Genomic DNA, 14,056 nt, shown 5'->3' on the forward strand with positions numbered 1-14,056 from the left:
AAAATGAACAGTATTTTTTAGGTAGATGAATCAAAAAATGATTTTTGTAAAAAGACCAAACTTCAGAATATGAAGTTTGGTCTTTTTTGCGTATTGTTAGAATATATTTTCTGAATGACTATCTTTTCTATATTGAGATGGTGTTTTATTAAAGGTTCTTTTAAATAAGCGAGTAAAACTTTCTTGTTGCGGATAACCAACTTGTTGACTGATCTCTTTAACTTTAATGGATGTTGTTTCCAATAATTTGGCTGCTTCGTGCATACGTTTATATATGAGATATTTAGTGAATGACAAACCAGTCATTTTTTTAACACGATATGAAATATATTGAGAGGAGTAGTTAAATTCAGATTTAATTTGTTCTAGGGTAATTGTAGAATAATCACTATCTAGTTTGTTCATTATATTAAAATCAACGACGTCAATTTTTTTTGCAGGTTTTGCCATAATAGCATCTGAAGAATAACGACGCATGATATAGCTGAGTACAGTGACTAATTTAGACCGAACAATATAAGGATAGTATTCTTCTCTATTTAAAGTTTCTAAATAAAGATCAAGAATAATATTTTTAATTCTAATATCAGCTTTTGTTGAAAAAATAATGAATGAATTATCTACAGGCATATTCGCATTGCTACTGAAGACGTTTTCAAATCCGCGAGCGTTAAATTTATTAATAAAAAGGGCGTTGAATACCGATTTTTTAATTAATATATTGATTACAATACTATAGTTATTTACATCTAACATATGGTAAACACCAGGGGTAATAAGACAAAAATCGCCAGTATGCATAGTAAAGGTTTTGTTACCAATTTGTTGTTCAAATTCGCCTTCAAAAACATAAAATAATTCAAAAAAATCATGATTGTGCATTATTGGAGTTGAGTAACGGGTATGTTGTGTGACACAAATATTAAGAGGATCGTTCTTTTTAAAAAAGAAGCTAGCTGGTAACGTGTCCCATCCATCAGTAGCATCTGGTTTAAGGTGAGGTAAAATATCAACTAATGTTTCTTGCGCATCTTGATGAGATAATTGTGCATCGAATTTTTGAATTTTACTTTTATCTTTACGGATATCTGGATGATTTTTGAGATAACGTTCAATTTTAGTATACGTATGCATTTTTTCTAATAATTGTTGTGGTGTCATAATCAAACCCGCTTTCTTTATCGAATAAGTCAAAGAACATCTGGCGTGATAAGGAGATTAGTACAAAACTTAGCCTAATTATAGACTGTAAGTCTTAAATAAATCAACTTTTTTAAGACTTATAGACTAATTCAATTTAGTTTGAAAACGATTACAATGTGTATACAGTAATGATTCCAAGGTTAACTGTTTAAGAGAGGAGCGTGTTATGAATAAATCAGCAGTATGGTTATGGGAAAAAGAATTAAATCACGAAAAAACACAATTAATGTATTTTAGGAAAGAAATAAACTTAGAAACAAAACCATTATCTGCATTTATCAAAATTAGTGCAGATTCACGATACAAAATTTATGTAAACCAACAATTAGTTGAAGTTGGTCCCAGTAAGGGAGACCCTCAGTGCTGGTATTTTGATCAAATGGATATAAGTCCATATTTAATGATTGGTGCTAACGTCATTGGTGTTGAGGTCCTTCACTACAGTACTAAGCATGATATTGGTAATTTTGGCATATTCAGAACTAATACGCCAGGTCTTTATATCGATGGAGAGATTTTAACTGAGAATCAAGCAATATCTTTGAATACAAACAATTCTTGGAAAGTTGCTTTAAACAAACAGTATAGTGTTTATGCTGAAGATGATGTATTTTCACCGTTATATATTTTTGAAAAGACAGCTGGTAATGAGTTAACAGCTGGATGGTTATATTCAACGTTTTCAGATGTAGCGTGGGAAGACGCATATGAGTATCAAAATGATCAAATTTCTAGCTCATTACGTCCTGAAAATTTAAAACAGCGAAAGATTCCCTTTTTGTATCGTGACAATAAACGAATGAAGGACATTACAAATTTACAATCTAACAGTTCTCGGAAATCTTGGGAAAATATGATTAAGTATCCACAAAAACATATTACAATTCCAGCATATAAAAAAGAAATTATAGAGTTGTCTGCAGGTTATGAAGAGACAAGTTATCTATATCTGCTACTAAGGCAAGGTGCTGGGGCTAAAATTAAGATACTTTATGCAGAATCTTATGTGAGTGATGAGACAGAAATGAGTAATGGAATGGAAATCCCGATAAAAGGTCAGCGAGATGACTATCAAAATGGTCATTTGAATGGCTTTTATGATTATTACAAAGTACTTGGAACAGGGACCGAAGCCAAGCGGGAATCTTATACACCATTTTGGTTTAGAACATTTCGATATTTAAGATTAGAGATAGAAACTTTTTCAGAAGAACTCATTTTAGATGATATTTGGCATGAAGAAACAGGGTACCCTTTAGACGTTCAAACTGAAGTGACAACATCAGATTCTAGTTTGAATGATATCTGGGAAATTAGCGAACGTACTCTGAGAAGATGTATGCATGAGACATATGAAGATTGTCCTTTTTATGAACAACTTCAGTATATTATGGATACGCGTTCTCAAATTTTATATACATATTCGATAGCTAATGATGATCGATTAGCTCGACAATGTATTGATCAATTTTCTCATTCGATTAATCCTAATGGAATGTTGAATGGCGCATACCCTAGTTATGAGAAAAATATAATTCCTGGTTTTTCTATCTATTATTTACTCATGTTAACTGATCATTGGCAATATTATAAGGATATTAATTTAATAACGGAATATTTTCCAATTGCAGAACAAATACTTAATTATTTTTCTAATCAAGTTAATGAAAAAGGCTACTTGAATAAAATAGGTGGGTTAAATGGTAAATCTGATTATTGGTCATTTATTGACTGGGCTCCACAATGGTCAGAGACTAGTGGTGTTCCAACTGCGATTGAAGAAGGACCGCTTACGATGGAAAGTCTACTTTATTTATTAGGATTACAACAAGGTATCAAGTTGGCAAAAATTATGAATGATTCAAAAAAAGTAGTTGAATATACAACAAAGGAAGCTGCATTAAAACAAGCTATTATTTCTAATTGTATGGGGGTAAACGGCCTATTGCAAGATGGACCAGGGGTTGAAGAGTACAGCCAGCATGCGCAAGTATTTGGCATTATTACAGGTGTTCTTACTGGAAAACAAGCAAAACGTAATTTGTTAGAGACGTTAAATAATCCTGAAGATTATGCTCAGTGTAGTGTTGCAATGTCTCTGTACTTGTTCAGAGCTCTTGAAATAACTGGATTGTATGACTGGACGAACCATTACTGGGATATATGGCGTCGTATGATAGCCAAAAAATTAACCACTAGTGTTGAGTCTGAATCTGGTGAACGTAGTGACTGTCATGCATGGGGAGCGTTAATATTACATGAATTGCCTTCAGTGACATTAGGTGTAAGACCGCTCATAGCTGGCTACTCAAAGGTAGAGATTGCACCAGTTACTGGTTATCTGAAATGGGCGAAAGGCAAGGTTATAACACCTGTGGGGATGATTGAAGTTGCTTGGTATAAGAATAGTGATGGGATTATTAATTTGGATTATATGGCACCAGAAGGTGTTGAAGTAGTAGTTAACATGGAAAGAGAAAGGATTAAAACATTATGAAATTAACTTATAATTCTACAATTATTAAAAATGAGCAGTTGTTTGAAAATCAGGGTGAAAAAGTATTTTCGCCTGATGATGGTGTGGAAAATAATGCAATTAATATTTTTCCAGATTTTGAAGATCAAACTTTTGAAGGCGGAGGTGGCGCATTTACAGAATCTACGGGGTATGTGTATTCAAAACTTAGCCAAGAAGAGAAAGATAGATTTATATCAAAGTATTTTGATACTGACAAAATGAATTATCAACTTGGAAGGCTTCATTTGGATAGTTGTGATTTTTCTTTATCAGAGTATGAAGCAATGAGTGATCCTGATGATCGAAAGATGACAAGTTTTTCTATGGATCGTGTACAAAAAAATATATTACCATTATTAAAAGATGTGAAAGAAAAAACGGGTAAGAATTTAGACTTAATGATTAGTCCTTGGTCGCCTCCTGCATTTATGAAAACTAATGGTAAGCGAGAAAAAGGCAAATTAAAAAATGAATATCAAGGTTTTTGGGCTGATTATATTTGTAAATATATACAAGAATTAAAGGGATTAGGCGTTGAAGTACATTGTCTAACAATTCAAAATGAGCCTAATGCAGAACAAATCTGGGATTCATGTTTTTATACTGCTCAAGAAGAAAAAGTATTTTTAAAAGATTACTTATATCCTGCTTTAAAGAAAAATCATCTTTCGGATGAAATTGAAATTTTTATTTGGGATCATAATAAGGAACGAGTTTACGAAAGAGCATGCGCAATGATTGATGAAGAAACTGATTCAATGATTTCAGGAATAGCATTTCATTGGTATAGTGGTGATCATTTTGAAGCATTAGACCTAATTCATAAACGTTTTCCAAATAAAAAGCTTGTGTTATCAGAAATGTGTATAGAATATAACAAATATGATTCTGAGGATCCGTTAAAAAATGCTCAAATTTATGCACACGATATTATAGGAAATTTAAATGCTGGGATGAATGCTTTTTATGATTGGAATTTGTTATTGAATAAGGATGGTGGACCTAATCATGTTAATAATTTATGTGAGGCACCATTTATGTACGATGAAGAAAAAAATAAGTTATTAGCTAAAAATAGTCTTCAATATTTGAACCATTTTACGCACTACATTCAACCTGGTGCAATCAGAATTGGTTACAGTAAATATACAGATACTTTAGAAATAACGGCGTTTAAAAATCCTAATGGCACTATAATTATGGTTATTTTAAACAAATATGATGAAGAAAAAGAAGTTAATATACGTTTAAATAGTATGGTATCGAATATAGCAATAAAACCCTTATCAATTACTAGTGTAGTAATTGATCGTAATCTTTAAATAGTTATGAGCCAACTTAGGAAGGGATGTGAGTTGTTTTAATTTCGATTACAAAAATTAATGATAGTTAAATAGGCCACAAAGGCCTATCCACGTTACGACCAAATAACAGGAAAGTAGGTGCCCTCATGACCAAAATTAAGACTAACATATCAAACAATTATCGGCAACTATCAATTATAAAATGTAGATATATCGAATTTTTTCATAATCAAGGCATGTTGGTCAATTATGGTTCCTGACTAATGATAGCTATTTATATGGGATGAAACATCATTTAGTGATGTTGATATATTAAAATATACTTAATTGAAAGAGGCTAATTATGGAAACTAAAAGTAAAGCTAGTAGGTTGTCGAGTTACAATAATGCAATAGTAGCATCGGAGAATGATCCATCTTTGTCACCTGAAACAGGGTTGCCACTAAGATCGCGGATAAAAGCTAGATATGTTATTGGATTCTTAATTTTTGGAATACTTTGGATGGTAGGTATCCAATCAGTTGCAGCATTTATAATTCCTTTACGATTAAAAGGTATGGTTAGTAGTCCAGAAAGTGTTATCGCCATTAATGGGATTGTGTCGTCTGTCTTCTCTTTATTAGCTAATATTGTTTTTGGAAGTCTTTCAGATCGTAGTCATTCAAGATTTGGACGTCGAACACCTTGGATTATCGGGGGAGCTACGTTTGGTGGTCTGTTCATGTTTCTTACAGGGGTAGCGCCAAATGCTTTCTTAATGGTTACTTTTTTCGGTCTTGCAATGGCTGGACTGAACATGATGATTGCACCTGTAGTTGCAATGTTATCTGACAGAATTCCTAAGGGTTCTCGAGGTACGATGAGTTCAGCATATGGTGCAGGTCAGACTGTTGGTGCACCAATGGGGACACTTTTAGCGACGCAATTAATTAGTCATCAAACATTATCTGCAATTATTGCTGGAGGATTTATGTTGATTAGTGGGATTGTGTTGATACTAATGATTCCTCGGGAACCAGCGGCTGATTTTTTTCCTAAAAAAGAAAATGATTTTAAAAGTATCGTTCATTCATTTCAACCGCCTAAATTGGCAGGTAATTCTGATTTTTACAAGGCATTTGTAGGACGGTTATTTATGCTGATGAGTTACCAGATGATTGTTGCTTATCAATTGTATATTGTAACCGATTACATAGGACTGGGGACAAAAAGTGCTGCTGCAACAATTTCAGTGATGTCAATTATAACAATGATAGTTTCTCTGGTAGGACCACTTATCTCGGGACCATTGTCAGATAAATTTGGAATGAGAAAATTACCAGTTGTCTGTGCATCAATCCTTTTTGCAATAGGTGTTGCTTTGCCGTGGATGATTCCATCAAGATTAGGAATGATTTTATTTGCTGTAGTTAGTGGATTAGGATATGGGATATATTCATCAGTTGATCAAGCGTTAAATGTTGATGTGTTATCAAATAAGGAAGAAGCGGGTAAAGATTTAGGAATACTAAATTTAGCTACAACCTTAGGACAAATGATTGGTCCAGTTTTAACTTCATGGATTGTTATTTCTACAGGTGGTTATTCTGGGGCTTTCATCACTTCTATTGTGTTATCAATTCTGGGTTCAATATCTATTTTATTGATAAAGAGAGTGAAATAATTTTATAAAAATTAATGTGAACTATTAATTGACGGAGGTAAATAGATGTATGAATTAATTTTCCATGGAGATTATCCTAATAAATCTGAAAGCGCTGTTGATTTTTATGCTGAATTTTCAAAAGAAAAAAATTGGGATGTAGTTACTAAAGTAAAGGGATTTTATAAAGGATCGGGTACTTATTCAATACGTTTTTGGGCTCCTGAGTCAGGAAATTGGAAATATAAAACTAAAGGAATAATCGAGGAATCTGGTACATTTTTTTATAGTGTACCAGAAGATAGTCATGGGATGGTGACGGCTGTAGATACACATTTTCAGTATACTGATGGTACTTATTTTTATCCTTTTGGAACAACTGTTTATGCACTTGTTCATCAAAAAAAAGAACTGATTGATGAAACATTATCAGTCCTTAGTACTTCAGGATTTAATAAGTTGAGATTCTGTGTATTCCCCAAAGATTATGAATATAATCACAACGAACCAGAATTATTTCCTTTTGAAAATACAGATGGTAATTGGAATTTTGATAAACCATGTTATGCATATTGGGATGCTTTAGAAGATAACATAGTAGCGCTAGAAAAAATGGGAATTGAAAGTGACTTAATTTTGTTTCATCCCTATGATCGTTGGGGATTTTCAAAAATATCTAAAAAAAATGCGATAAAATATTTAGATTATGTGGTTAGGAGGCTTGGCGCATACCCGTCACTTTGGTGGAGTATTGCAAATGAATATGATTTAATGGAATATACAGAGGAAGAGTGGCAAACATTTATTGATTTTGTTGCAATAAATGATCCTTTTGGACACTTATTAAGTATTCATAATGGTGTTAAATATTGGAATTACGCAGATAATAATATTACACATTGTAGTTTACAGATAAAAGATGTTGATTTGACGGAACAAATTGGATTAAAATACAAGAAACCTGTTATGATTGACGAATGTTGTTACGAAGGTAATTTGAGATTTGAATGGGGGAATATTTCAGCATTTGAAATGGTAAATCGTTTTTGGAAAGTAATAGCTCAAGGTGGATATTGCACGCATGGTGAAACATATGCAAGCCCTGATGAAATATTGTGGTGGAGTAAGGGAGGACAATTAAAAGGTGAAAGTGCGGAAAGAATAAAGTTTTTAAGAGATATTGTTGAAGACTTTCCTAATCCTCTTTCTCCACTAAATGTTCAAGATGAAATTACTAAAGATAAGTATGATTACTATAAAATGAATGCAGTTCCTAGTGATGCATCAGATTTTTTAAAGGTTATTGTTAATGCACCTTGGGAAGAAGCTGTACAAGTATTGAATTCAAGTAGAGTTTTTCATGCGCATGATGAAAAAAATATATTTTTATTTTATTATGCAAGACACTGTCAGAACAAAGATGAATTACATTTACCTACTGATCAATATTATGATATTGAAGTTATTGACAGTTGGAATATGACAAAAGAGGTTGTGTTAAGACATGTAACTGGTATTGTTAATGTCCCCCTTCCAGGAAAGGAAGGAATTGCTGTAATTGCTAATAGTATTAATTATAAAAGTAATATAAAATAAGATAAAAAAGTGAGTAATTGAAAAAAGTAATCGTTTAGGTTGATTTTCTATACTTGGGAAGTAATATTTAAATTAGATAATTACATTTTAGGAGAGAAAGTATGGATGATTATGAAAGAAAAGTAATTGTGCTAGGTAGACTGGCATCAATTTTATCAGTATGTATGTACGTATCCTATATTCCGCAAATCATAGATAATTTAAATGGAGTGGCAGGAAACCCACTTCAACCATTAGTTACAAGTTTTAATTGTATTTTGTGGTGCTCATATGCATTTGTTAAGCCACATAAGGATTGGCCAATTATTATTGCAAATTTACCAGGAATATTTTTAGGACTAATAACTTTTGTTACAGCAATAATGGCATAAATAAAGAGTTTTAAGTAGCCCCCTAGAATTGGATTTTATTCCAATTCTAGGGGGCTTTACTATACTTTTTGAATGTCATATTAATTCATTTATATTGGCTTTTTAATCTAAGTATTACGCCATTGATAATTTAGCGTATAATAAAAAAGACTCTAAAACAGTAGATGATTATTTAGAAAATGAGGTTTAATCATAATGGAACAATCAAAAATTAGAAATTTTTCAATTATTGCCCATATTGATCATGGTAAATCGACTTTAGCTGATCGAATTATGGAAGAAACGCAAACAGTTAGTGAACGTGAAATGTCGAGCCAGTTATTGGATTCAATGGCTGTTGAACAAGAACATGGAATTACCGTTAAATCAAGAACAGTTCGCAGTTATTACACTGCAAATGATGGTGAAACTTACGAATATAACTTTATTGATACACCAGGACATGTGGATTTTTCATATGAGGTTTCAAAAAGTTTAGCTGCTAGTGATGGGGCTATTTTGTTAGTGGATGCGACTCAAGGTGTACAAGCACAAACGGTTGCGAATTACCGTTTAGCTAAAGAAAATAATTTAAAAATTATCCCTGTTATTAATAAAATTGATCATCCAAATGCAGATGTTGAAGAAACTAAAATTCAATTGATGGAATTAGCTGACGTAGATGAAGATGACATGTTATTAATCTCAGCTAAAACAGGGATGGGTGTTGATTTGGTTTTAGAAGCCATTAAAGACCGGATTCCTGAACCAGTTGGTGAGATTGAAGCACCACTTAAAGCACTAGTTTTTGATTCACATTTTGATGCGTTTAAAGGAATTGTGGCTTATATTCGTGTCTTTGATGGTGAATTTAAAGCCAATGACTTACTTCGTTTTATGCAGCAAACAACTGACTTTCAAGTCGTTGAAGCAGGTATTTTTAAACCAGATATGGTTGCCGTTGATAGTTTACATGCTGGCGATGTTGGGTATGTGATTACGGGGTTAAAAGACCCTCAATTGGTTAAAATTGGGGATACGTTGACGTCTCAAAATAATCCGACACCCGAGTCACTCCCTGGTTATAAGGAATCAGAATCAATGGTTTTTGCCGGATTTTATCCGAAAGATAATAACTATAAAGAATTAAAATCAGCCATTCAAAAATTAGCATTAAACGATTCGTCTTTCCATTATAAGGAAGAAAAATCGGATGCTTTGGGTTTGGGATTTAGATGTGGATTTTTAGGGATGTTACATTTGAGTATTATCCGTGAACGACTTGAAAAGGAATATCAGTTAGGTGTTTTAACAACAACACCGAATGTTACTTACCATGTTATTTTGAAAAATGGGCAAGAAGTTATTGTTGATAATCCTGTTCAATTTCCTGATTTTTCTGAGATTGATCATGTTGAAGAACCTTTTTTAGATGTTCACATGACGGTTCCAGATGAACAAGTTGGTGATATCATGAAATTGGCTGAAAAACGTAAAGGTATTTTCCAAGATATGGCTTATAATTCTGGTCAAACTGAATTGAATTATGCGCTACCAACGTCTGAAATTGCCTATGATTTCTTCAATCAATTAAAATCATTATCACATGGTTATGCAACAATGGAGACGCAATTCAAAGGGTACCAAACGGCAGATGTTGTTAAAATGGATGTTTTAGTTAACTATGCAACAGTTGATGCACTAGGATTTGTTGTTCATAGACAAGACGCCGTTGAGATTGGTCAAAAATTAGTGGAACAATTAAAATATTCAATTCCACGTAAATTATTCCCAATGCCAGTTCAAGCAGTTATCGAAAATAAAGCCATTTCACGGGCAAATGTGCCACCTCTTCGTAAGAGTGCCACAACAAGTAGTGATAAAAAGAATGCGGCTAAACAAGATATGTTACGCCGCCAAAGTGCTAACAAACGTTTAGGATCTAAGGCTGAAATGGACTTTCCACAAGAAGTATTCAATGCAATATTAGAAGTTAATAATGATAATTAGTCTTTAGAAAGAAGGATCATAATGGGAGTTTTAGAAGTTCGCCAGCTTTCCCATCAATTTGCAGATAAACAATTATATGAAGATGCTCATTTTGAATTAAATGTGGAAGATCACATGGGTATTATTGGCCAAAATGGGGCCGGTAAAAGTACGCTAATCAAAATTATCACAGGGCAAGAATTACCTGATGAGGGTGAAATTAAATGGAAGAAAAGTGCCACAATTGGCTATTTAGATCAGTATGCTGAAGTCGCTGAAGGGATTACGGTCATTGAATTTTTGAAGACAGCATTTCAACGTTTATATGATATTAGTGAGAAGCAAACACAGGCTTATACTGATTATGCTGGAAATTTGGATGAGAAGTTACTGGAAAAAGCAGGTCGCTATCAAGAAGAGCTTGAAGCTAAGAACTTTTATGAGATTGATACGGAAATTGATCGTGTGCGAACTGGTTTAGGGTTAGATGCAATCGAAAAAGACCATCAAGTTAGTGAATTAAGTGGTGGACAACGCTCAAAAATTATTTTGGCTAAGTTATTACTGGAAAATCCTGAAGTTATTTTATTGGATGAACCCACTAATTATTTGGATACAGAACATATCGATTGGTTGACGGAGTATTTGAATCAATTCGAGGGCTGTTTTATGGTTATTTCTCATGATTTTGAATTTTTACAAAATGTTACTAATACCATTATTGATGTCGCATTTGGTAAAATTACAAAATACCGTGGTAATTTTAAATCGGCCATTAAACAAAAAGAAGCTAAAAAAGAAGCCCAATTGAAGGCATTCCAGAAACAACGTCTTCAAATTGAAAAAGATGAAGCTTATATTCGTAAAAATAAAGCGGGAACGCGTGCCACGATGGCTAAATCTAGACAGAAACGATTAGATAAAATTGAACGGGTGACACCACCAAGTGATACCGTAAAAGGTAAATTTGATTTTCCTTATCTGGATACTGGCTCTGCATCGACGTTGGCTGTTAAAAATTTATCAGTTGGTTATAAGACGCCGTTACTATCACCAGTGACTTTCTCGTTATCACATCAAGAAAAAGTGGTTTTAAAAGGATTTAATGGTATTGGTAAATCAACCATGATTAAGTCAATTTTGAAATTAATCCCAACATTTGGTGGTACAGCAGAATTTTCTGATTCTGTTGTTGTGAATTATTTTGATCAAGATTTAATTTGGGATAATAAAGAAATGACACCATTACAAATTATTCAAGATGAATATCCTGATTTAGAGCCGAAAACGATTCGTCGTCGTTTAGCTAAATCAGGTATCAACGCTGCGAATACAATGAAACCCATTGGTATTTTGAGTGGTGGGGAACAAATGAAAGTGAAATTGAGCTTGGTTGAATTGAAACCAAGTAACTTCTTGATTTTGGATGAACCAACTAACCATTTGGATGATGACACAAAAGATGCGCTACAAAAGGCAGTTCGCCGATTTCCTGGGAATGTTTTATTGGTTAGTCATGAGGCACCGTTCTATGAATCTTGGATCGATAAAGTATTCGATGTTGAAGCAATTAGAATTCAAAAATAATGATGAATGGTTTTTATAATTTAAGCTGTGTTGTAACTATTATTGAGAAATCTGTTATTTGATAACAGATTTCTTTTTTTTGAGATTTATTATTTCATCTATCAGAAAATTGAAAGGTTAATAGGAATCGTATTATATTTACTAAATAGAGAAAAAACGACTGCTAGTGAGTTGGCAAGTCATTTTAGTGTTTCACGAAGAACAATCGTTCGAGATATTGATACATTATCCTTATCAGGTATTCCAATTTATTCTGTGATAGGCTCTAAAGGAGGTTATTCAATCAATAAAAACTATAAAATCAATAATCGAATAATGAATCATGTCGATACTGATTATATTTTACTTGCATTGAATGGGTTGAAAGATATTTTGGGAGAAAAAGCGGTATCTAGTACATATGAAAAAATAAATTATATATACTCTACAGAAAAAGTGTCGAATTCTTCAATGAATATTGATTTTTCAGTTGTTAGCGAAAATGAACGTAATGTAGATAAGGTTGCCAAATTGAAACGAGCAATTGAAAATAATAAAGTTGTTTCTTTTCAATATAGTGATTCCAAAAATAAAAATCGAATAGTTACTGCTAACATGATTTATGTTTACTTTAAATGGTATTCTTGGTATGGATTAGGTTACGATACAGCAAAAAACGATTTTTTAATTTTTAAAGTTGAAAGAATGGCTAATTTTTCTACATTAGATGAAATATTTGTTAATGAATATGACGTTAAACAGATCCTTGAGGAGAAAGAATTTGAACAAATAAAACAAAATTCAACAGTTATATTAAAGTATCCAAAGAGTTTAAATAATACTGTAGAAGAATATTTCAAAGGTAATATAATCAATGAAACAGAAGAATATTATATCAGAGAAACCCAGGTTAAAATAAATGATTTTATGACGTTTTCAATTCTGTTAGGACTAAGTGATAAAATTGAAGTTTTAGCACCAGCAACATTAAAAAAGAAGATAAAAAAACATTTTTTATCTTCTTTAAAATTAACACAAAAAGAGTGACACATAGTTGTCACTCTTTTTGTGTTAAATTGAGATTATCAAATTGATAGGAGTAATAGTAATGAAAAAAATATATATTTATGTATTAGATACAATGGCTGAATGGGAAGTAGGAAATATTCTTCAAGCTTTTAGTATGGAAAGTTTGCTCAAAAAAGGAAATGTTAAATTTGAAGTGAAAACGGTAGGAATGAATAAAGAACCAGTTCGTACAATTGGTGGGCTAACAATTATACCTGACTGTACTTTAAGTGAAATAGATGAAGAAAATATGGCTGCAATTCTTTTACCGGGAGCGGACACTTGGAATACTAAAGGAAATGAAAAAATTTTAACTAAAATACCGTACTATTTAGAAAAAGAGATACTTGTCGGAGCAATCTGTGGCGCAACATTAGCTTTAGCAGATTTAGGTATCTTCAATGAATACAAACACACAAGTAATTCTTTAATTTTCTTAAAGATGTTTTCAAATAATTACATAGGAGAAAATCTTTACCAAAATGTACCCACTTTTCGTGATAAAAATCTAATCACTGCCAATTCAGCTAGCGGCTTGTTATGGGCCAAAGAAATATTAGTTTATTTAAATGTTTATTCAAAAGAAATGCTTGATTTATGGTATTTATATTTTTCTACAGGAGATTCACAATATTACATGAAATTATGGGTCTACAATATCTGTTGTTGGTAATAGAAATTAATTCTATTACCAATAACAGTTTTTTTGTATAATGACAAAAAAAGACCCAAAAGCCATAAGACTTTTGGGTACGGTTTATCCAAATCCATTATCGTTCAACCACCACAGATGAATTAATAAGAAAGAAGGAATCTCCGC

General features: G+C 32.4%; 10 protein-coding genes. 9 read left to right on the forward strand and 1 reads right to left on the reverse strand.

Annotated features, from left to right (window positions below; all coding sequences use genetic code 11):
• Window positions 1-96: 96 nt before the first annotated feature.
• The gene (locus ACVQ8P_RS04885) at window positions 97-1,161 is read right to left on the reverse strand and encodes an AraC family transcriptional regulator (protein WP_462297886.1); all 1,065 of its coding nucleotides are present in this window, start codon (window positions 1,159-1,161) and stop codon (window positions 97-99) included.
• A gap of 208 nt (window positions 1,162-1,369) precedes the next feature.
• Here ACVQ8P_RS04885 and ACVQ8P_RS04890 point away from each other — a divergent pair, with 208 nt between their 5' ends.
• From ACVQ8P_RS04890 to ACVQ8P_RS04930, 9 genes are all read left to right on the forward strand, one after another.
• Window positions 1,370-3,700 (forward strand): alpha-L-rhamnosidase-related protein, encoded by a 2,331-nt coding sequence (locus ACVQ8P_RS04890; protein WP_462297887.1) that lies wholly within the window; start codon window positions 1,370-1,372, stop codon window positions 3,698-3,700.
• Window positions 3,697-5,043 carry a glycoside hydrolase family 30 protein gene (locus ACVQ8P_RS04895; protein ID WP_462297889.1) on the forward strand — a complete coding sequence of 449 codons (1,347 nt, stop codon included), beginning with the start codon at window positions 3,697-3,699 and terminating at the stop codon, window positions 5,041-5,043. Before ACVQ8P_RS04890 ends, ACVQ8P_RS04895 begins: the two co-directional genes overlap by 4 nt.
• A gap of 325 nt (window positions 5,044-5,368) precedes the next feature.
• Window positions 5,369-6,688 carry an MFS transporter gene (locus tag ACVQ8P_RS04900; RefSeq protein WP_462297891.1) on the forward strand — a complete coding sequence of 440 codons (1,320 nt, stop codon included), beginning with the start codon at window positions 5,369-5,371 and terminating at the stop codon, window positions 6,686-6,688.
• Window positions 6,689-6,733: 45 nt separating this feature from the next.
• The gene (locus ACVQ8P_RS04905; RefSeq protein ID WP_462297893.1) at window positions 6,734-8,263 is read left to right on the forward strand and encodes an apiosidase-like domain-containing protein; all 1,530 of its coding nucleotides are present in this window, start codon (window positions 6,734-6,736) and stop codon (window positions 8,261-8,263) included.
• 101 nt (window positions 8,264-8,364) lie between these two features.
• Window positions 8,365-8,634 (forward strand): SemiSWEET family transporter, encoded by a 270-nt coding sequence (locus ACVQ8P_RS04910; protein ID WP_462297895.1) that lies wholly within the window; start codon window positions 8,365-8,367, stop codon window positions 8,632-8,634.
• Window positions 8,635-8,829: 195 nt separating this feature from the next.
• Window positions 8,830-10,623, forward strand: a complete 1,794-nt coding sequence (gene lepA, locus ACVQ8P_RS04915; RefSeq protein ID WP_462297896.1) for a translation elongation factor 4 — start codon at window positions 8,830-8,832, stop codon at window positions 10,621-10,623.
• Window positions 10,624-10,644: 21 nt separating this feature from the next.
• A complete protein-coding gene (locus tag ACVQ8P_RS04920; RefSeq protein WP_462297898.1) occupies window positions 10,645-12,189 on the forward strand; it encodes an ABC-F family ATP-binding cassette domain-containing protein in 1,545 nt (514 codons plus the stop codon).
• A 42-nt stretch (window positions 12,190-12,231) separates the two neighbouring features.
• Window positions 12,232-13,215, forward strand: coding sequence for a helix-turn-helix transcriptional regulator (locus ACVQ8P_RS04925; protein WP_462297899.1), 984 nt, complete (start codon window positions 12,232-12,234; stop codon window positions 13,213-13,215).
• Window positions 13,216-13,276: 61 nt separating this feature from the next.
• A complete protein-coding gene (locus tag ACVQ8P_RS04930; protein ID WP_462297900.1) occupies window positions 13,277-13,909 on the forward strand; it encodes a DJ-1/PfpI family protein in 633 nt (210 codons plus the stop codon).
• The last annotated feature ends 147 nt before the right edge of the window (window positions 13,910-14,056 follow it).

Source organism: Dellaglioa sp. BT-FLS60 (genome assembly GCF_054941065.1).

Excerpts from the sequence above, each read along its gene's own strand:
- ACVQ8P_RS04920 (WP_462297898.1), top strand. The coding sequence starts at position 10,645 with ATGGGAGTTTTAGAAGTTCGCCAGCTTTCCCATCAATTTGCAGATAAA.
- ACVQ8P_RS04905 (WP_462297893.1), top strand. The coding sequence starts at position 6,734 with ATGTATGAATTAATTTTCCATGGAGATTATCCTAATAAATCTGAAAGC.
- ACVQ8P_RS04890 (WP_462297887.1), top strand. The coding sequence starts at position 1,370 with ATGAATAAATCAGCAGTATGGTTATGGGAAAAAGAATTAAATCACGAA.
- lepA (WP_462297896.1), top strand. The coding sequence starts at position 8,830 with ATGGAACAATCAAAAATTAGAAATTTTTCAATTATTGCCCATATTGAT.
- ACVQ8P_RS04895 (WP_462297889.1), top strand. The coding sequence starts at position 3,697 with ATGAAATTAACTTATAATTCTACAATTATTAAAAATGAGCAGTTGTTT.
- ACVQ8P_RS04885 (WP_462297886.1), bottom strand. The coding sequence starts at position 1,161 with ATGACACCACAACAATTATTAGAAAAAATGCATACGTATACTAAAATT.
- ACVQ8P_RS04910 (WP_462297895.1), top strand. The coding sequence starts at position 8,365 with ATGGATGATTATGAAAGAAAAGTAATTGTGCTAGGTAGACTGGCATCA.
- ACVQ8P_RS04930 (WP_462297900.1), top strand. The coding sequence starts at position 13,277 with ATGAAAAAAATATATATTTATGTATTAGATACAATGGCTGAATGGGAA.
- ACVQ8P_RS04900 (WP_462297891.1), top strand. The coding sequence starts at position 5,369 with ATGGAAACTAAAAGTAAAGCTAGTAGGTTGTCGAGTTACAATAATGCA.